At 43.2% G+C, this 19,821-nt stretch carries 18 protein-coding genes; 15 read left to right on the top strand and 3 right to left on the bottom strand.

The annotated features are described in order from the left end of the window. Positions 1–14: 14 nt before the first annotated feature. From rsmH to lpxC, 15 genes are all read left to right on the top strand, one after another. Positions 15–953 (top strand): 16S rRNA (cytosine(1402)-N(4))-methyltransferase RsmH, encoded by a 939-nt coding sequence (gene rsmH, locus H5182_RS16145; RefSeq protein WP_182760322.1) that lies wholly within the window; start codon positions 15–17, stop codon positions 951–953. Continuing rightward, positions 950–1,276, top strand: a complete 327-nt coding sequence (ftsL, locus tag H5182_RS16140; protein WP_145236863.1) for a cell division protein FtsL — start codon at positions 950–952, stop codon at positions 1,274–1,276. Before rsmH ends, ftsL begins: the two co-directional genes overlap by 4 nt. Then, on the top strand, positions 1,273–3,090 hold the full coding sequence (locus H5182_RS16135) for a penicillin-binding transpeptidase domain-containing protein (RefSeq protein ID WP_182731646.1): 1,818 nt from the start codon (positions 1,273–1,275) through the stop codon (positions 3,088–3,090). Before ftsL ends, H5182_RS16135 begins: the two co-directional genes overlap by 4 nt. After that, complete coding sequence (gene murE / locus H5182_RS16130) at positions 3,083–4,588, top strand: UDP-N-acetylmuramoyl-L-alanyl-D-glutamate--2,6-diaminopimelate ligase (protein ID WP_182735153.1); 1,506 nt, start codon at positions 3,083–3,085, stop codon at positions 4,586–4,588. Before H5182_RS16135 ends, murE begins: the two co-directional genes overlap by 8 nt. After that, positions 4,585–5,973 carry a UDP-N-acetylmuramoyl-tripeptide--D-alanyl-D-alanine ligase gene (murF, locus tag H5182_RS16125; RefSeq protein WP_182760321.1) on the top strand — a complete coding sequence of 463 codons (1,389 nt, stop codon included), beginning with the start codon at positions 4,585–4,587 and terminating at the stop codon, positions 5,971–5,973. The genes murE and murF overlap by 4 nt, the downstream gene beginning before the upstream one ends. Further along, on the top strand, positions 5,967–7,049 hold the full coding sequence (gene mraY / locus H5182_RS16120; RefSeq protein WP_145236872.1) for a phospho-N-acetylmuramoyl-pentapeptide-transferase: 1,083 nt from the start codon (positions 5,967–5,969) through the stop codon (positions 7,047–7,049). Before murF ends, mraY begins: the two co-directional genes overlap by 7 nt. After that, a complete protein-coding gene (gene murD, locus H5182_RS16115; protein ID WP_182735146.1) occupies positions 7,050–8,375 on the top strand; it encodes a UDP-N-acetylmuramoyl-L-alanine--D-glutamate ligase in 1,326 nt (441 codons plus the stop codon). It abuts the gene before it with no gap. Continuing rightward, entirely contained in the window at positions 8,372–9,547 is a 1,176-nt protein-coding gene (ftsW, locus tag H5182_RS16110) for a cell division protein FtsW (RefSeq protein WP_182718050.1), read from the top strand. Before murD ends, ftsW begins: the two co-directional genes overlap by 4 nt. Continuing rightward, the gene (gene murG, locus H5182_RS16105; RefSeq protein ID WP_182760320.1) at positions 9,544–10,653 is read left to right on the top strand and encodes an undecaprenyldiphospho-muramoylpentapeptide beta-N-acetylglucosaminyltransferase; all 1,110 of its coding nucleotides are present in this window, start codon (positions 9,544–9,546) and stop codon (positions 10,651–10,653) included. The genes ftsW and murG overlap by 4 nt, the downstream gene beginning before the upstream one ends. 9 nt (positions 10,654–10,662) lie before the next feature. After that, complete coding sequence (murC, locus tag H5182_RS16100; protein WP_259397186.1) at positions 10,663–12,102, top strand: UDP-N-acetylmuramate--L-alanine ligase; 1,440 nt, start codon at positions 10,663–10,665, stop codon at positions 12,100–12,102. Continuing rightward, positions 12,099–13,019, top strand: a complete 921-nt coding sequence (locus H5182_RS16095; RefSeq protein WP_182760319.1) for a D-alanine--D-alanine ligase — start codon at positions 12,099–12,101, stop codon at positions 13,017–13,019. The genes murC and H5182_RS16095 overlap by 4 nt, the downstream gene beginning before the upstream one ends. A gap of 1 nt (position 13,020) precedes the next feature. Beyond that, positions 13,021–13,800, top strand: coding sequence for a cell division protein FtsQ/DivIB (locus tag H5182_RS16090; protein ID WP_182735144.1), 780 nt, complete (start codon positions 13,021–13,023; stop codon positions 13,798–13,800). Beyond that, on the top strand, positions 13,797–15,029 hold the full coding sequence (ftsA, locus tag H5182_RS16085; RefSeq protein ID WP_145236894.1) for a cell division protein FtsA: 1,233 nt from the start codon (positions 13,797–13,799) through the stop codon (positions 15,027–15,029). Before H5182_RS16090 ends, ftsA begins: the two co-directional genes overlap by 4 nt. A gap of 21 nt (positions 15,030–15,050) precedes the next feature. Then, positions 15,051–16,295, top strand: a complete 1,245-nt coding sequence (ftsZ, locus tag H5182_RS16080; RefSeq protein WP_182731641.1) for a cell division protein FtsZ — start codon at positions 15,051–15,053, stop codon at positions 16,293–16,295. A 103-nt stretch (positions 16,296–16,398) separates the two neighbouring features. Then, positions 16,399–17,310 (top strand): UDP-3-O-acyl-N-acetylglucosamine deacetylase, encoded by a 912-nt coding sequence (gene lpxC / locus H5182_RS16075; protein ID WP_182718054.1) that lies wholly within the window; start codon positions 16,399–16,401, stop codon positions 17,308–17,310. 256 nt (positions 17,311–17,566) lie between these two features. Here the strand turns inward: lpxC and yjjG are convergent, their stop codons facing one another. From yjjG to H5182_RS16060, 3 genes are all read right to left on the bottom strand, one after another. After that, complete coding sequence (gene yjjG, locus H5182_RS16070) at positions 17,567–18,241, bottom strand: pyrimidine 5'-nucleotidase (protein WP_145236903.1); 675 nt, start codon at positions 18,239–18,241, stop codon at positions 17,567–17,569. Further along, on the bottom strand, positions 18,241–18,786 hold the full coding sequence (yjjX, locus tag H5182_RS16065) for an inosine/xanthosine triphosphatase (RefSeq protein ID WP_182731640.1): 546 nt from the start codon (positions 18,784–18,786) through the stop codon (positions 18,241–18,243). Before yjjX ends, yjjG begins: the two co-directional genes overlap by 1 nt. Positions 18,787–18,853: 67 nt before the next feature. Then, the gene (locus tag H5182_RS16060) at positions 18,854–19,753 is read right to left on the bottom strand and encodes a phosphoribulokinase (protein ID WP_145236910.1); all 900 of its coding nucleotides are present in this window, start codon (positions 19,751–19,753) and stop codon (positions 18,854–18,856) included. Positions 19,754–19,821: the final 68 nt, after the last annotated feature.

The following is a 19,821-nucleotide window of genomic DNA, read 5'->3' as shown; positions in this document are numbered from 1 at the left end:
GCAAACAATAGCTAATGACAGCGCAATTTGAACATATTTCCGTACTAATGGACGAAACCATCGAAGGTCTAGCAATTAAGCCAGACGGTATTTATATGGATGGTACATTTGGCCGAGGCGGACATTCTGGACAAATCTTGGCGCGCCTTGGTGAACATGGTCGATTACAAGCTATTGACCAAGATCCACAAGCGATCAAGTCTGCCGAAAAGTTTGCCGATGATAGTCGTTTTGCCATTGCCCATACTCGCTTTTCTAATCTATACGAAGTGGCAGAGCAAAACGATCTATTAGGAAAAGTAGATGGCATTTTATTAGATATCGGTGTGTCATCACCACAACTAGATGATGCCGAGCGTGGTTTTAGCTTTATGAAAGATGGCCCGCTTGATATGCGCATGGATCCTACCAGCGGCCGCAGTGCTGCGCAGTGGTTAGCTGAAGCCGAGCTGGAGGAGATTGTTCATGTGATCAAAACTTATGGCGAAGAAAAATTTGGTCGTCGTATTGCACATAAAGTGCTTGAAGTGCGAGCACATACGCCGATTACAACAACTAAGCAACTAGCTGATTTAGTTGACGAAGCAGTGCCAGTAAAAGACAAATTCAAACATCCTGCGACGCGTACTTTCCAAGCTATTCGTATTTATATCAACAGTGAATTGGAAGAGATTCAAACGGCATTACAAGCTGCGCTGGGTGTACTAAAGCCCGGTGGTCGGTTAGTGGTGATTTCGTTTCATTCACTAGAAGATCGTATTGTTAAACAGTTTATTAAAAAACAGAGTAAGGGAGTGGCATTACCCAGAGGTCTGCCTTTAACTGATGCACAAATAAATAAAAATCTGACGTTAAAGGCAGTGGGTAAAGCTATTAAGCCAAGCCAAGCTGAAGTTGACCGTAACCCACGTTCACGCAGTTCAGTACTTAGGGTGGCACAGAGGTTGGGATGAAGCCTAAAGCGAATCATCGACAACCCAATTTATTTTTAGAAATAATCAAAGGCCTAGGAGCTAATAAGCTAACCTCGGCCTTGTTGGTTGTGATATTCGCATCAAGTTTGAGTGTGGTGCAGGTCACTCACTTTGCTCGCCAAGAGCTGATTGAGCAAGATCAGTTGTTACAACAGCGAGATGAACTCGATTTAGAATGGCGTTACCTATTAGTTGAAGAAGAGTTTTATTCGCAACATGCACGCATTGAAGAAATTGCTATCGAGCAACTTCAGATGAAACGGTCCACAAGCCAAGACGAACAGGTGATAGTACTACCATGAGAAGTAGAGGGAAAAAACCAGTTAATAGTTTGATCACATGGCGTTTTATGCTGGTGTGCTCTGTGGTGCTGCTGGTTTTTGTTACTTTAGTTTCTCGTGCTGCTTATTTACAAGTTATCGAGCCTGATAAAGCCCGTTCAGAAAGTAATAAACGTACTGTGCGCGTGGAAAAGTTGCATGTGCAACGCGGGATGATTTTTGACCGTCATGGTAAAGAACTTGCAGTTAGTGTGCCTGTGGTAAGCGTGTATGCGGATCCTAAAGCATTGCATAAATCATTGCGTGCTAAAGTGCTCAAGCAAGCGCGTAAAAATGGCGAAGATGAGAATGCTCTTGCAGAAAATACCGCGCTACTTGAACAGCGTATTGCGTTGTACTACAAAAATGATTTGCGTTGGCGTGAACTTGCCGACGTACTGCGTATTGAACCGAAAACAATCAATGGTCGCTTGCGGGATGATGCCAGTCGCCGCTTTGTTTATTTAAAACGCCAAGTAACCCCTGCCGTTGCCAATTATATTGGCGACTTACGTCTGCCTGGTATTCATCTATTAGATGAATCAAAACGCTATTATCCTGCCGGAGAAGTTACCGCACATGTGCTTGGTTTTACTAATATTGATGGCAAAGGTATCGAAGGCATAGAGAAGCTTTACGAAAACGCATTAACTGGCGTTGAAGGTCGTCGCACAATTCGCAAAGATGCACAGGGTCGTGAAGTTGAAGTGCTTGATGAACGTGAACGGATCGAGCCTGAAAGTATTCATTTAAGTATTGATCAACGCATTCAAGCGATTGCTTATAAAGCAGTAAAATCAGCAGTTCTAACCTACAAAGCAACGTCTGGCTCTGCGATGGTGGTCGATGTGAAAACTGGTGAAGTGTTAGCGATGGTTAACAGCCCGTCTTTTAATCCAAATAATTTAAATGATGCAGCCCCGCATAAACGCCGAAATCGAGCGATCACGGATTTGTTCGAACCAGGTTCAACCGTTAAGCCTCTAGCCATATTAGCTGGGTTAGACTACGGCTCAATCCAACCGGATGATAAAATTGATACTTACCCAGGCTGGATGCGCATTGGTGGTACGTTAGTTACAGACTCGCGTAACCATGGTGAAATGACCTTACGTGAGATTTTAAAGTACTCCAGTAACATGGGGGTGACAAAAATAACGCAAGATGTACCGAAGGATTACTTTGTTGGCTTGTTCCAAAAGGTTGGCTTTGGTTCAGATACAGGCACCGGCATGGTTGGTGAAAGTAGTGGCTTGTTTTATCCGAATCGACGTTGGTCTGACCATGAAATTGCAGCACTTTCTTTTGGTTATAACGTTGCTGTAAGCACCGCACAAATGGCGCGTTTTTATGCCATGTTAGGTGCCGGCGGGATCAATAGACCATTGACCATCCTCAAGCAAGATTCAATCCCTGAAGGCGAGCGTGTTTTTCAACAAAAAGATGTTGAAGCGGTTGTGCATATGATGGAAAGCGTTTTTGAAGAAGGTGGTACAGCGAGCCGGGTAAAAGTTGATGGTTATCGTGCTGCGGGTAAAACGGGTACCTCTAAAAAAGCTGCCGCAGGTGGTTATGGTGATGAGTATGTAGGTTACTTTACTGGTATAGCACCTGCGAGTAATCCACGTTTAGCTGTTGTTGTAATGATCAATGAGCCCGGTGGAGATGTTTATTATGGCGGTGCAACTGCAGGACCAGTGTTTGCAGAAATAATCTCCAATGCGTTAAGAATTTTAAACGTGGCACCAGACAAAGGCTCGGTTGCCTACGTGAAGGGCATAGATGATGATGCGTGATTTAAAAATAATTTTACAACAAATAGAAGTAGCAGCAACAAGCTTATTAGTAAGGCACTTACGTTTAGATAGTCGAGATGTAACCCCTGGGGATGTCTTTGTAGCAATTAAAGGTCATCAATTAGATGGCGGACAATTTATAGATAAAGCGATTGCAAATGGTGCTGTCGCAGTAATTGCTGATCGTTTATGTGAGTTTGAATGTGATTTTGAGCCGCTTTATTTAATTTCCGATTTGAATAAGAAATTGCCCGCATTAGCGAGTCATTTTTATCAGCAACCAAGTAAACAATTAGATGTGGTAGGTGTTACTGGCACCAATGGTAAATCAACTACCACTGCGATGATTGCTCATTTAGCTAAGTTTTGCGACACCCAATCAGCGATTATCGGTACGCTTGGGTATGGGCAACCAGAAAGTTTAACTGAGTTAATCAATACCACACCGTCTTGTGTTGATTTACAAAGAATATTAGCGCAACTTGCCACTGACAATAACAAACTGGTGGCGATGGAAGTGTCATCACATGGTTTGGTACAGCAGCGTGTTGCGAAAACGCACTTTAAAGCTGCTGTGTTTACCAATTTATCGCGCGATCATTTAGATTACCACGGTGATATGGCCAGTTATGCCGATGCAAAGTTAATGCTAATGCGAGATTTTGACGCGCAGCTGGTGGTACTAAATCAAGATGATAACCAAGTAGAGCAATGGTTAGAACAATACGATTTTAATAACTTAGTGTGTTATGGCCATAAAAACTTGCAGCCAAAAGGTGCTAAGTTTGTGTACTTTACTGATGTTTCTTACCATAAAACCGGTATATCGGCACAGTTGACTACAAGTTGGGGTGATATTGCTATTACCTGTCCGCTGTTTGGCGAATTTAATTTATATAATTTAGCGGCTGCAATCGCAACTTTACTTGGTTTAGGTTACCCATTAGATCAACTGGCAGCGGGTTGTGCAAGCTTGCAACCAGTTGCTGGACGCATGCAAGCATTTAGCGCGCCAAACCAACCAACCTGTATTGTTGATTATGCTCACACGCCAGATGCGTTAGCTTTAGCATTGCAAGCATTGCAACAACATGTGCCCGGTGGCGTAAGTTGTGTATTTGGTTGCGGCGGAGACCGTGATAAAGGCAAGCGACCAATGATGGCCCAAGCGGCTGAGCAAAATGCTGATAAAGTAATTATTACCAGTGATAACCCGCGTAGCGAAGAGCCATGGCAGATCATTAAAGATGTTGCTGCTGGTTTAAGCCAGCCTGACCGTGCGCACTTAGAAGCTGACCGTGCTCATGCTATTGCCTTTGCAATAGATAACGCAAATGCCAATGACGTAGTGCTTATTGCAGGCAAAGGCCATGAAGATTATCAAATAATTGGTACGCAACGGATAGATTTTTGCGATCGTAAATTTGTCCAGCAGCACTTACAACAAAAGCAAAAGCTAGACCCACAAGAACAACAAATAAGAGGATCGCAGTTATGATCCCAATGGATTTTGATTGGCTAGCAAATGTGCTAGCAACTGATTATCAAGGTGATAATCAAACAGTAAAAAATATTAATACCGATACTCGCACCGTATGCGAAGGAGAAGTATTTTTAGCCCTACAAGGCCCTAATTTTGATGGCCATCAGTTTTTACAACAAGCGAAAGACAAAGGCGCAATAGCCGCTATTGTTAGTCAAAAAGTTGCCGTTGATATTCCACAGTTTTTAGTTACTGATACGCGTATTGCGCTAGGCGAAATTGGTGCTGCGGTAATGGCCAGTGTGGCACCAAAAACTATCGCAATTACAGGTAGTGTCGGTAAAACCACAGTAAAAGAAATGTGCGCAGCTATTTTAGCTCCTCACGGTGAAGTACTGTCGACCAAAGGTAATTTTAATAATGATATTGGCGTGCCATTAACCTTGTTACGCCTAGAACCGCAGCACAAATATGCGGTTATCGAGCTTGGCGCTAACCATATTGGTGAAATTGCCTACACCACGGCGATGACTAAGCCAGATGTTGCCGTTGTTTGTAATGTGGCAGCTGCGCATATTGAGGGTTTTGGCTCTCTTGCGGGTGTGGCAACGGCTAAAAGTGAAATTTACGATGGTTTGAAAGAGCATGGCATTGCGCTAGTTAACTGTGACAGCGAATTCAGTGATGGTTGGCTTACTAAGTTACAAGGGCGCAGTGTAAAACGTTTTTCAAGCACTGATAAACTAGATATTTGGGCAGAAGAAGTCAGCCTCGATGAGCAAGCTCAGGCGTCTTTTTATATTTGTACCAAGCAGCAGCGAGTACCCGTTAAGCTTGCATTGCCAGGTCGTCACAATGTTACAAACGCCCTTATAGCAGCTGCATTAACCTGTGAATTTGGCGTTAGTCTTGAGGCGGTGGCAACGGCACTCGCAAGCATGGCTGAAGTAAAAGGCCGAGTAAACATTATTCAAGTCAATGAAACACTAACCGTGATTGATGACACTTATAATGCCAATGTGCAATCGGTTAAGGCTGCAATTGATTTATTACGCGACCTCCAAGGTCAGCGTATTTTAGCGTTAGGTGATATGGGAGAACTTGGTGAAGAAGCTGCGCTTTATCACCAACAAGTTGGCGCCTATGCCAAACAACAAGGTATTGATGAGTTGTATAGCTTAGGTGTATTGAGTCAATACGCCAGTGATGAATTTGCTAAACCACAGCGGCATTTTTCAAGCCGCGAGGAACTGTTACAACAATTACAAGCACAGTTAACTGACTCAGCACAAAAAACCACCATAGTCGTGAAGGGATCACGCAGTTCTCGCATGGAATTATTAGTACAAGATTTAGTTAACAGCCAGCAAACTGGCCGCAATGGAGTATCTCAATGTTAGTTTGGCTGGCTGAGTATTTAACACAATATTACAGTGCATTTAATGTGTTCTCGTATTTAACCGTTCGCGCTGTATTTGGTATTTTAACGGCATTATTAATTTCATTGTATTTTGGGCCTAAGTTGATCCGTGCTTTGCAAAGAATGCAAATTGGTCAAGTAGTTCGTAACGATGGCCCGGAGTCGCATTTATCGAAAAAGGGCACCCCAACCATGGGAGGCTTGTTAATTTTAGCGTCTATTTTTACCAGTACTTTACTGTGGGCTGATTTAGCGAATAAATATGTATGGGCTACCTTGTTTGTGATCGGCTCATTGGGAATTGTTGGCTTTGTTGATGATTACCGTAAAGTGATCCGCAAAGATCCAAAAGGGTTAATTGCTAAATGGAAGTATTTTTGGCAGTCAGTGATTGCCTTAGTGGTTGCCTGCGCATTATTTTTTACTGCTAATCATGCCAACGAAACATCATTAGTAGTGCCGTTTTTTAAAGATGTATTACCGCAGCTAGGTTTGTTTTACATAGTTATGACTTACTTTGTAGTGGTGGGTACGTCAAATGCTGTGAATCTGACCGATGGCTTGGATGGTCTGGCCATTGTACCGACTATTTTAGTGGCAGCAGCACTGGCTATTATCGCTTACTTAACAGGTAACGTGAATTTCTCAGCTTACTTGCATATTCCACATTTACCATTGGCCAGTGAGTTGGTTGTGGTATGTACCGCCATTGTTGGTGCCGGATTAGGCTTTTTATGGTTTAACACTTACCCAGCACAAGTATTTATGGGTGATGTTGGTTCATTAGCGCTTGGTGGAGCATTGGGTATTATTGCTGTATTAGTTCGCCAAGAGTTAATTTTAATCATTATGGGCGGTGTATTTGTGATGGAAGCACTGTCGGTTATCTTGCAAGTTGGCTCTTATAAATTACGTGGCCAACGGATTTTTAGAATGGCACCAATCCATCATCATTACGAATTAAAAGGCTGGCCTGAGCCACGAGTTATCGTGCGTTTTTGGATAATTTCTATCGTGCTAGTGTTAGCTGGCCTAGTAACATTAAAGATCAGGTAAATGACGTATTTAAACGAGATGAAAAACAAACATATTACAGTGCTCGGACTCGGTGTAACCGGTCTGGGCATTGTGCGTTTTTTATTATCTCAAGGTTTAACGCCTAATGTAGTTGATAGTCGCCAATCACCGCCCGGTTGTGATTGGTTACAACAACATGCGCCAAATTTAACGACGCAGTTTGGTAATTTGGCAACTGCACAGCTTGAAAGCGCTGATATGATCATCATCAGCCCCGGTTTAAGTTTAACACTTCCAGCAGTTGCACAAGCAATGCAAGCGGGTGTTGAAGTGATTGGTGATATTGAGTTATTTGCTCGTTTAACAGACAAGCCGGTGGTGGCTGTAACAGGCTCTAACGGTAAATCGACTGTCGTTACGTTGGCTTATGAAGTATTGAAAACGGCTGGCTATAAAGTCGGACTTGGCGGAAATATTGGTACTGCCGCACTGGATTTATTAGCTGATGATTTTGATGTTTACGTATTAGAGCTATCGAGTTTTCAGCTCGATACGATGCACAGCTTAAAACCGGTTAGCGCTACGGTACTTAATGTGTCGGAAGATCATTTAGACCGTTACCCGAGCTACCAAGCCTATATTGATTCAAAACAAACGATTTATGCTAATGCCGCGCTGGCTGTAGTAAATAAGACTGACCCAGCAACGTATACAAAAACAATGCCGCAATTAAGCTTTGGCTTAGAAAATGCGGATTATTGTTTAATGACGTATCAAGGTGACAGTTACTTTAGTTATCAAGGCAAAGCTCTATTGCCTGTTAGTAGCTTAGCCGTAGTTGGTCGTCATAATCAGCTAAATGCGTTAGCGGTTATGGCATTATTGAGCCCATTTGATATCAGTGCTAGTCAGTTTGCACAAGCTTTTAGCCAATTTACTGGCTTGGCGCATCGTTGTCAGTTTGTTGCCGAGCAAGCGGGGGTTAAATATTTTAATGACTCTAAAGCTACGAATGTCGGGGCCACCATTGCGGCGATAGAAAGTTTAGCCGATCAGGCCAAGCAACTAGTGGTGATTGCCGGAGGCGATGCCAAAGGCGCCGATCTCGATAGCTTAAAGCCGTATTTACAACAGCAAGTTAAAGCGCTTATTTGTTTTGGTAAAGATGCCAAAGCACTGGTTGCGTTGACTGACAAAGGCCACTTAACAGAAAATATGCAGCAAGCGGTGATGCTTGCCAAGCAACTTGCCACTGCGGGCGATATTGTGTTGCTTGCACCTGCATGTGCCAGTATAGATATGTATAACAATTATATGCAACGTGGTGAGCACTTTAGTCAATGCGTATTAGCGGAGGCAGTATGATTGCTTTAGCTAATATTCGTGACACCCTTACTCCTAAGCCTTCGGCGCAGTTATACGATGTGCCACTGTTATATTGTGTGATCATGCTAATTGGCTTGGGGTTTGTGATGGTGACGAGTGCGTCGATGCCGACCGCTGATCGCTTATTTAACAATCCCTATCATATTATTATTCGCCACAGCATGTTTTTGGCGATGGGCTTTGTGCTGTTTTGGATCACCTGTTGTGTACCAATGACTTGGTGGAAACGCTCGAATCCTTACTTATTACTGTTTGGCATGGCGCTACTGATAGTGGTGTTAATCGTTGGACGTGAAGTGAATGGCGCAAAACGTTGGATCCCAGTAGGTCCGGTGGGCTTTCAGGTCGCTGAAGCGGCTAAATTATTCTTTTTCAGTTATATCGCCGGTTACTTAGTGCGTAAACGCGAGGAAGTTCAAGAAAACATCAAAGGCTTTGCTAAGCCAATCGCGGTGTTTGCAGTTTACGCATTGTTGATTTTATTACAGCCCGATTTAGGCACTGTGGTGGTGATGTTTGTAACTACCGTAGGCTTATTGTTCTTAGCTGGGGCTAAGTTATGGCAGTTTTTTGCCTTGATATTAACAGGCGTAGGCTTAGTCGTATTGCTCATTATTGTTGAGCCATACCGGATGGCGCGGGTGGTCGGTTTTCTAGAACCATGGGATGACCCATTTGGTAAAGGCTACCAGTTAGTACAATCGCTGATGGCATATAGCCAAGGTGGTTGGTTTGGCCAAGGTTTAGGTAATAGTGTGCAAAAATTGCAATATTTACCTGAAGCCCATAATGACTTTATTTTTGCGGTGATTGGCGAAGAGTTAGGTTTTATCGGTATCGTCAGTATTTTAATGGTGTTTGGTACTTTGGTGTTTAGAGCACTGTTAATTGGTCAGCAAGCACTTAAATGTGGCAAAGAATATGAAGGTTACTTTGCATTCGCAATAGGTATTTGGTTTGCATTTCAAACCATGGTTAATGTGGGGGCGAGTGCCGGTATTTTGCCAACCAAAGGTTTAACCTTGCCGTTTGTATCTTATGGTGGCTCAAGTTTACTTATCATGACTATTGCGGCAGGTATTTTATTACGCGTGGATTTTGAAACCAAAATGGCCACTAAACAAGCAACATCCGGTGGAGGCAAGCGATGAATAAAAAATTAGTCGTTGTTGCTGGCGGTACTGGCGGGCATATTTTTCCCGGCATAGCTGTGGCTGATCACTTAAGGCAACAAGGTTGGCAAGTGAGTTGGATTGGCACTGCTGATCGAATGGAAGCGCAGGTTGTACCAAAGCATAATATTGAGATTGATTTTATTAATGTTAAAGGTGTACGTGGCAATGGCCTTGCACGTTTAGTAAAAGCCCCTTTTATGGTGATTATTGCCATATTACAAGCACGCAAAGTATTGAAAAAACAACAACCTGATGTTGTGTTAGCAATGGGCGGCTATGTTACTGGGCCGACTGGCATTGCCGCAAAAAGCTTAGGTATACCACTGGTGATCCATGAGCAAAATGCAGTTGCCGGTATGAGTAATAAGTACTTAGCCAAGTTTGCCAATAAAGTGTTGGCTGCATTTCCGCAAGCATTTGCCTCTGGATACAGTGACGTGGTTGGTAATCCGGTACGAGCCAGCGTAGCAAATGTGGCAATGCGGGAAGTATCAAGTCCGGTTAACGTGTTGGTCGTTGGTGGCTCGTTAGGTGCACAGGTGCTAAACCAAACTTTGCCAGCAGCATTTAAACAGCTCAGTGAAGAGTTTCAGATCAATACATGGCATCAAACCGGTAAAGGTCATTTAGGCTCAGTAACACAGGCATATCAGCAGCAAGGTTTTAGTGCTGAACAAGCTAAGGTGGCTGAGTTTATTGATGATATGGATACGGCTTATAGCTGGGCAGATATTGTAATTTGCCGCGCGGGGGCGTTAACCGTCAGTGAGATTGCTGCTGCAGGAAAAATGGCCGTGTTTGTGCCGTTTCCGCATGCGGTTGACGATCATCAAACTGCGAATGCAAAATTTTTAGTTGATGGCAATGCGGCATTATTAATGCCACAGGGGCAGTTCAATCAACACAGTATTGTTGAACTATTACGCCCGTATTTAGCCAAACCAGCATTAATCAGTGAACTTGCAGGCAATGCTAAGCAATTGGCGACACTAGAAGCTACTGCCAATGTCGCATGGCATTGTATGGATGCCGCAGGTGTCCCCTTGTCAGCGCTGCAAGTAACAGAAAAAAGAGATAATTAAGTGAAACAAATGTCAACACACAAGAGCACTCGCCCGGCAATGCGCCGAATTAGCACTATCCACTTTATTGGTATTGGTGGCGCAGGAATGGGCGGTATTGCCGAAGTACTCGCATTTGAAGGATATCGTATTACAGGCTCTGATATTGCCCATAGTGCAATGACCGAACGTTTGATCCAAGCTGGCGCTGAAGTGTTTATTGGCCATCATCAAAGTAATGTTAAAGATGCCAATGTAGTGGTGGTTTCAAGTGCAATTGATGAAACTAACCCTGAGATTATTGCAGCTAAGGCGGCACGTATTCCGGTTGTGCGCCGTGCCGAGATGTTGGCCGAGCTAATGCGCTTTCGCCACGGTATTGCTATCGCTGGCACTCATGGTAAAACCACCACCACTAGTTTGATCGCGAGTATTTATGCTCAAGCTGGGCTGGATCCAACCTTTATTATTGGTGGCTTACTTAATAGTGCGGGTAGTAACGCAAAAGTCGGTAAAAGTGATTTTTTAATTGCTGAAGCTGATGAGAGTGATGCGTCATTCTTGCATTTGCAACCTATGGTATCGGTGATCACTAATATTGAAGAAGATCACATGGATACCTACGGCGGTAGCTTAGAAAAAATGAAAGACACTTATGTGGATTTCATTCATAACCTGCCTTTTTATGGCCTTGCTGTGGTGTGTATCGATTCAGAAGTGGCAGCTGAGCTTATTCCGCGATTTGGCCGTCCTGTGATCACTTATGGTGAATCGAGCGACGCCGATTACCGCATGACTGATTTTAGCCAAACGGCAAATACCAGTCAGTTTAAAGTGCGCACTAAGCAAGGTGATGAATTAACTGTGCATTTAAATATGCCAGGTAAACATAATGCATTGAACGCCACTGCAGCGATTGCTGTTGCAAAAGATCAACAAATAGCTGATCACGCGATTTTAGAAGCATTGCAACAGTTTGAAGGTATCGGACGTCGTTTTCAGCATTATGGCGATTTTGAAAACGAACGTGGCAAAGTAATGCTGGTGGATGATTATGGTCATCACCCTTCAGAAGTTGCAGCGACTATAGCGGCAATTCGCCAAGGCTGGCCTGATAAACGCTTAGTAATGATTTATCAACCACATCGCTTTACTCGTACTCGTGATTTATATGAAGACTTTGTAAAAGTGTTAGCCGATGTTGATCAGTTATTATTGCTTGATGTATACGGCGCTGGTGAAGAGCCAATTATTGGCGCAGACAGTAAAAGTTTATGTCGCAGCTTACGTCAACGCGGTAAAGAACCACTGCATGTTGCAAGTAGCTCTGAACTAGCTGGAGTATTAGCTGATACGTTACAAGATAATGATTTAGTTATAACCCAAGGTGCTGGTAATATTGGTCAATTAGTAAAAACACTCGCGGCGACATCGCTGTCGATTGAGCAACTTAAGCAGGTAAAGGTATGACGCAATTAAACACACAGTTTGGCAAAGTGGCAGTGTTGTTTGGTGGACACTCAGCTGAGCGCGAAGTATCACTAAAATCAGGCCAAGCGGTATTGAACGCATTACAAAATGCGGGCGTTGATGCCATTGGCTTTGATCCAAAAGAGCAACCGTTATGGCAATTAAAAGAACTCGGCATTGAACGAGTATTTATCGGCCTGCATGGTCGCGGTGGTGAAGACGGTACTATTCAAGGTGCACTTGAGTTTATGGGGTTGCCATACACTGGCAGTAACGTATTAGGCTCAGCATTGGCGATGGATAAAATACGTTGTAAGCATTTATTTAAATCTGCGGGCTTGAGCACTGCGCCTTATGCGGTGGTGGATAGCAAACGTGGTTTTGATGCTACAGCGATAATGAATGAACTGAAAAAAGTGATGGTAAAACCGTCGCACGAAGGTTCTAGCATTGGTATGGCGCAAGCAAATAATGCGCAAGAGCTTGAAGCTGCTTTAGCCGAAGCGTTTAAGTTTGACAGCCAAGTGCTGGTTGAGCAGTGGATAACAGGGCGCGAATTTACAATCACTGTACTAGGCGATGAGGTACAGCCAGTAATTGAAATGACCACCCCGAATGGTTTTTATGATTACCAAGCAAAGTATCAGTCAAATACCACGCAATATCATTGCCCAGCAGACTTATCAGCTGGCGATACCACGCATTTACAAGCAATGGCTTTAGCGGCATTTGAGCTGGTGGGTGCCAGTGGTTGGGGTCGTGTTGATGCAATGCAAGATGCAGACGGTAACTTTTATTTGTTAGAAGTAAACACAGTACCAGGAATGACTGAAAAATCGTTAGTGCCAATGGCTGCTAAAGCAAATGGTGCAAGCTTTGAGCAATTAGTTGTTCGCATTTTGGAGCAAACGCTTTAATATGCATCCCTTTTTGGAAAAAGCGCAACAATTAAAACAGCAACTCAATTGGTCGTTAATCTTTGGTGTGAGCTTTTTCCTTATTGTAGTTTTTAGCTTAGTACAAATAACCAGCGGCGTTAGACAGTGGTTGGTGGAAAATAAAGATGCGCAGATAAAGCATTTAGCGGTGTTGGGGAAACCTCAATATACGGACGAAAAAGCGATTATTGGCGCGATTAAAAAAGCTGACTTATCGAGTTTTTTTGATTTAGATGTTAAACATGTTCAACATTTGGTTCAAGAGCTGCCATGGGTTGCTACTGCATCGGTACGCAAGCAGTGGCCAGATACATTACAAGTGTATGTGGTAGAGCATCAGGCCGTCGCAGTGTGGAACAGTGATTTATTACTTAACCAAAGCGGTGAAGTGTTTCAAGCTAGCAGTGCGAAGCTCAGTGACGAGCTGCCACAACTTTATGGCCCTGAGGGCAGTGAGTTTGAAGCTTGGGGAGCTTTCAAGCAGCTTGATGAAATGCTTAAGGTCAATAGTTTTAAGTTAACCAGTCTTGCATTGTCAGAGCGATTTTCATGGCAGTTATGGCTCGATAACGGTATTCGCCTTAAATTAGGGCGTAAAGAAAAAGCTAAACGGGTACAGCGGTTTATAGATGTTTACCCGCGGATGGAAAAACGTGCAGATGCACAAGTAGATGTAGTGGATTTACGGTATGATACCGGCCTTGCAGTGAGCTGGAAGCTCCTGGAAGAAGCGCAATTACAAAATAAGAGTAAGGCATGACTAAGTCAGCAGAAAGAAACCTAGTGATTGGATTAGACGTTGGCACCTCAAAAGTGGTGGCCACGGTTGGTGAAATCACCGCAGATAACAAACTCAGCATTGTTGGGGTTGGCAGCCAAGTGTCCCATGGTATGGATAAAGGCGGCGTAAACGACCTTAACTTGGTGTCGGAGTCTATTCGTCGTGCAATCGATGAAGCTGAACTTATGGCTGATTGCCGTATTAGCTCCGTGTATTTGGGGATCTCAGGTAAACATATTCAGTGCCAAAACGAAAGTGGTGTTGTGGCAATTAATAACACTGAAGTGACTGATGAAGACATTGAAAATGTTATTCATATTGCGCGCTCTGTGCCTATTTCAGCCGAACGTAAAATGCTGCATGCGCTGCCGCAAGAATATAGTATCGATATGCAAGAAGGGATTAAAAACCCGCGTGGTATGAGTGGTGTACGAATGGAAGCCCGTGCTCACATCATAACTTGCTCAAACGATATGGCGAAAAATATTGAAAAATGTGTTGAGCGTTGTGGTCTTGAAGTTGACCAACTGATTTTCACCGCATTAGCGTCGTGTTATTCGGTATTAACCGATGACGAAAAAGAGCTTGGTGTTGCGGTACTTGATATCGGTGGCGGTACGATGGATATCACTATTTATATCAATGGTGCGTTGCGCCACTCTGCAGTTATTCCTGTAGCGGGTAACCAAGTTACTGGCGATATTGCAAAAATATTTCGTACACCGATATCCCATGCTGAATCACTCAAGGTACAATATGCCTGTGCAAGTAGCCAAATGGCCAGCAGCGAAGAAACTATTGAAGTGCCTAGTGTAGGCGGGCGACCAGCGCGGTTAATGTCGCGTCATACCTTATCTGAGGTGGTTGAGCCACGTTTTAGAGAATTATTTGAATTAGCGATGGAAGAAATTCATCGTTCAGGATTAGCAGACCAAATTGCAGCAGGACTCGTCATTACTGGCGGTAGTGCTAAAATGGCTGGCGCGATGGAAGTGGCTGAAGACATTTTCCAGATGCCAGTGAGAATAGGCAAACCTATAGGGATAGTTGGTTTGACAGATTATGTAGATGACCCTTCATATGCAACGGCGGTTGGCTTATTACAATATGGCCGCACAATGCAATCGATGAATGCACAAAAATCGAAACCTGAAGGCGATAATAATTGGTGGAACCGCATAACGAAGTGGTTTCAAGGCGAGTTTTAATACTCAAGTCGGAGAGTAAACATGTTTGATATAATGGAACAACACAGCGAAGAAGCTGTTATAAAAGTAATAGGCGTGGGCGGCGGCGGCGGTAACGCTGTTGAGCACATGGTTAAGCAACAAATTGAAGGCGTGCGTTTTATTGCCGCTAATACGGATGCTCAGGCATTACGTAACTCATCAGCAGATATTACGGTGCAACTAGGTACTCAGATCACATCTGGGCTAGGTGCGGGTGCAAACCCTGATGTAGGTCGTAAATCAGCAGAAGAAGACGCCGATACTATTCGTGCCAGCCTTGAAGGTGCTGATATGGTATTTATCGCAGCGGGTATGGGCGGTGGTACTGGCACAGGTGCTGCGCCTGTGGTTGCCAAAATTGCTAAAGAGTTAGGTATTTTAACGGTTGCTGTAGTGACACGTCCGTTTGACTTTGAAGGTAAAAAGCGCGCAGCAGCGGCTGAACAAGGTATTAACGAATTGTCAGAAATTGTAGATTCACTTATTACAATTCCTAACAATAAATTGCTTAAAGTTTTAGGCAAAGGGACTACACTATTAGACGCATTCGCTAAAGCTAATGATGTATTATTTGGTGCCGTGCAAGGTATTGCGGAACTAATTACTCGTTCTGGTTTGATTAACGTGGATTTCGCCGACGTACGTACAGTAATGTCAGCCATGGGTACTGCGATGATGGGCACAGCGTCTGCATCGGGTCCTGATCGTGCGCAAGAAGCTGCAGAAGCTGCAATCTCAAGCCCACTGCTTGAAGACGTTGATTTAACTGGCGCGAAAGGCATCCTAGTTAACATCACTGCAGGTATGGATATCGCAATTGAAGAGTTTGAAATTGTTGGTAATCACGTTAAAGCATTAGCATCTGAAAATGCGACTGTGGTGGTTGGTGCGGTTATTGACCCTGAAATGACTGATGAACTACGTGTAACTGTAGTCGCTACAGGTTTAGGCGGCGATCGTCGTCCACAGTTTGGTATTGTCGATAACGGCTTTAAAAAAGCGTCAGGTTCTGATGTTAGCAGTTCAACAAACCAAACTAGCAGTATGTATGTACCAAGCTTTGCAAGCCAAGGTAGTGGCGATGAAATGACTGCTGCTCCAGCGATTGAAAAGCATGAATCGAGCAAGACAACGCAAAGCAATAGTGGTTTATCTAAAACTAATGATAGCGGTAAAAAGTCTAATAAATCAGAAGGTGGCGATTATTTCGACATCCCTGCATTTTTAAGAAAACAAGCAGATTAAGCAAAAAGGTAATTGTTTTTGTTTAAAAAGCGAACGAATTTGGCAGCTGGTCGTATATGTGATATAATCGGCGGTCTAACTGTAACTATAAGTGAGCGAAGCTATGATTAAACAGCGTACCATTGCAGAGATAGTCAAAGCCATAGGAATTGGACTTCACAAAGGTGAGAAGGTCACTATTACTCTCCGACCTGCGAGCGCAAATACTGGGATAGTATTTCGTCGTGTCGACCTTGATCCGGTTGTTGATTTTGAAACAACACCTGAAGCCGTTGGCGATACGCAATTATGTACCTGTTTAACTAATAAAGATGGCGTTCGCTTATCTACGACTGAGCACCTTATTGCTGCGGTAGCGGCAATGGGTATCGATAATTTGATCGTTGAATTAGATAGCTCAGAAGTACCAATAATGGATGGTAGTGCATTACCATTCATTTATTTGTTACAAAAAGGCGGCATTGCAGAGCAGAATGCGGCTAAGCGCTTTATTCGTATTAAAGAAAAAGTACGTATTGAAGAAGGTGATAAATGGGCCGAGATTGAACCATATGATGGTTTTCATATCGACTTTGAAATTGCTTTCGATCATCCGGCAATCAATGAAAGCCGCCAACGTATCGGTTTAGATATTACGGCACAAAGCTTTACGGAAGAAATCAGCCGCGCACGTACTTTTGGCTTTATGAAAGACATTGAATATATGCATGCTAATAACCTAGCTTTAGGTGGCAGCATGGATAACGCCGTGGTATTGGATGAGTTTAAAGTACTTAATCCTAACGGTCTGCGTTATAGCGATGAGTTTGTTAAGCATAAGATTCTAGACTGTGTTGGTGACATGTTTATGACAGGCCACAACATTTTAGGAAAAATTACAGCTTATAAATCAGGCCATGACCTGAACAATAAGTTACTTCGTAAAATTATGGCGACTGAGTCAGCATGGGAATGGGCAACATTTGATACCCCAGTATACATGCCAGCACCAGGTTTAGAAGTAGCCACAGCTTAATCGCAAACGCTTAAAACAGTTATAAAAAATGACGCTATCTAGCGTCATTTTTTTGTTTAAATATTGCGGTTTAGTTTTTTAATGTTATACCAATCGTGTTAAGTTACTGACCATTTATAGCGACAGATAAATGGAGTGATAACAAGGCGTAAATTTTGACATGTAGTTGTTCTACTTAAAAAATTATAACGCAGTTAGCGCTTTATTTAGCTCGCTAGAATGGTTAAATATTTAAGTCGATTGGTATTAAACCTTTTTACAATCCTAACAGCTGTTGTAACTGTACCAGCTCAGTCACTTGGTATGTTGGTTCAATGCCTTCTGGCAGAACTGTGTTGGGATGCTGTAGCCAGCAGGTATCAATCCCGGCATTTTGGCCACCTAAGATATCACTGCTTGCGGTATCACCGACCATTAAGATCTGTTCTTTTGGTGGATTACCTAACAGTTCAAAAGTGTGATAAAAAATTTCTGCGGCTGGTTTTGCAATTCCCACTTGCTCAGAGATAACTAAACAATCAAACATCTCTTTTAATCCGGTATGCTCTAAGCGGCGTGCTTGTAGCTGGGTAAAACCATTAGTGATAATGCCTAATTTAGCATGCGGTTTTAGTTTATTTAGCAGTTCAATAGCACCAGGTAATGGTTCGCAGATCTCAGCCATGGCAGTTAAAAAATCATCATTAAGCTGTTGAGCTGGAACATTGAGCTTATTAGCCCACTCACTAAATCGAGTGACTTGTAGGTGAGTAGCGGAAATAGTATTGTTTTGATACTCAAGCCACAACGGTTTATTTGTTGCTTGATAATGACTGTAATCAGCGTCATTAAAATCAACGCCATAAACTGCAAACATTCTTTTTAAGCCTGCATAGGCATTAAAGCTAAATAAGGTTTCGTCGGCATCAAATAAAACATGGGTGTACTTCATTAAACTTCCTTAGAGTAAAGCGCGGGATGAAGAAAAGGCGCCATAGCGAGTGTCAGCGCTTGCGTATAGGTACTTTCTCGGGTGGCATGATGATTAGTTAATAAACCAATAGCACCGCCTTGCTGTTTGATATTGGTAGTATTAAATGCGTTATCCATTACATCGCCAAGTTCTTTGCCTTGCAATAACGCATTATACAGGCTTGGGGGTAAAGGAAGGTTACTACTACGACCGATAGCACGTTGTTGGTTATCAGCAACGACTACAAATGCAAAGGTCGCAGGGCCGTAGCTAAATTGCTCAGCACCACCTTCCATTGCAACATAAAAATCAGCTTGGTAATGCTGTTGGCAATACAAGACACGATTTTGTGCGCCTATTCGTGTTTCATCTTCACCTATTGGCTGATCAGGTACTTGTGAAGGTGCATCAACTCCTTGACAATCAATCGTCATATCAGGGTAATAGAGAGAGAAAATACTGCGGGCAGCATTTATTTTTACCGGATTTTTGGAACCGACGAGAATGCGTAATGGCTCTGTCATGCTGACATCTCCTTTTATGATGAAGTCAGCAGTTTACATAAGCTATGTATTTCAGCAAGCGTATTTCTTAAATAGGCAAATCAACGGGGGCTAATTCGGCAAGCGCACGCTTTTTAAGGATAATATCTTTGATAAGTGGGGTTAATACTAACTCCATAGCGAGTCCCATTTTTCCGCCAGGGACCACTAAGGTGTTGATCCTCGACATAAAGCTGCCTTCGATCATACGTAGGTAATACGGAAAATCGACGTCATCTATGCCACGAAAACGAATAACCACAAAGCTTTCATCAAGGGACGGAATATCTTTTGCGCTAAATGGGTTTGAGGTGTCAACGGTTGGCACGCGCTGAAAGTTTATGTGAGTACGTGAGAACTGTGGCGTAATGTGATTAATGTAATCATCCATACTGCGGACAATTGAGCCCATAACAGCTTCGCGAGAGTGACCACGTTCAGAGGTGTCGCGGATTAACTTTTGGATCCACTCAAGGTTAATGATAGGCACCATACCAATTAGTAAATCAACATGCTTAGCTACATCATGATCTTCATCGACAACACCGCCATGCAGTCCTTCGTAGAATAAAATATCGGTACTGCTTTCCAGTTCTTGCCACGGAGTAAAGGTACCTGGTAGTTGATTGTATGGCACGGCTTCGTCAAAGGTATGCAAATAACGACGTAGTTTACCTGCTCCAGTATCGCCATAGGTGCTGAACAAACCTTCTAGGGCTGCAAAGTCATTAGCTTCACGACCAAAGTAACTAATGTGTTTACCTTCTTGCTGCGCTTCGCGAACTTTTTTATCCATCTCAGGACGAGTATAGCGATGAAAACTGTCGCCCTCTATAAATGCGGCCTCAATATTAAGACTACGAAATATATGCTTAATAGCACTTGTCGTGGTGGTAGTACCCGCACCAGATGAACCAGTGATCGCAATAATAGGATGTTTAGCTGACATAATTTTTCTCGTTTTAAGTAGCTCTGTAGTTATAAGGCGTAGTAAGGGGGTAGGTCAAGTGACATATC

The sequence above is a fragment of the Pseudoalteromonas sp. SG44-17 genome, from assembly GCF_014164235.1.
In the GTDB taxonomy this organism is placed as follows: Bacteria; Pseudomonadota; Gammaproteobacteria; order Enterobacterales; family Alteromonadaceae; genus Pseudoalteromonas; species Pseudoalteromonas rhizosphaerae.
The sequence above is the reverse complement of the archived record's forward strand: the minus strand, read 5'-3'. Positions and strand labels throughout refer to the sequence as shown.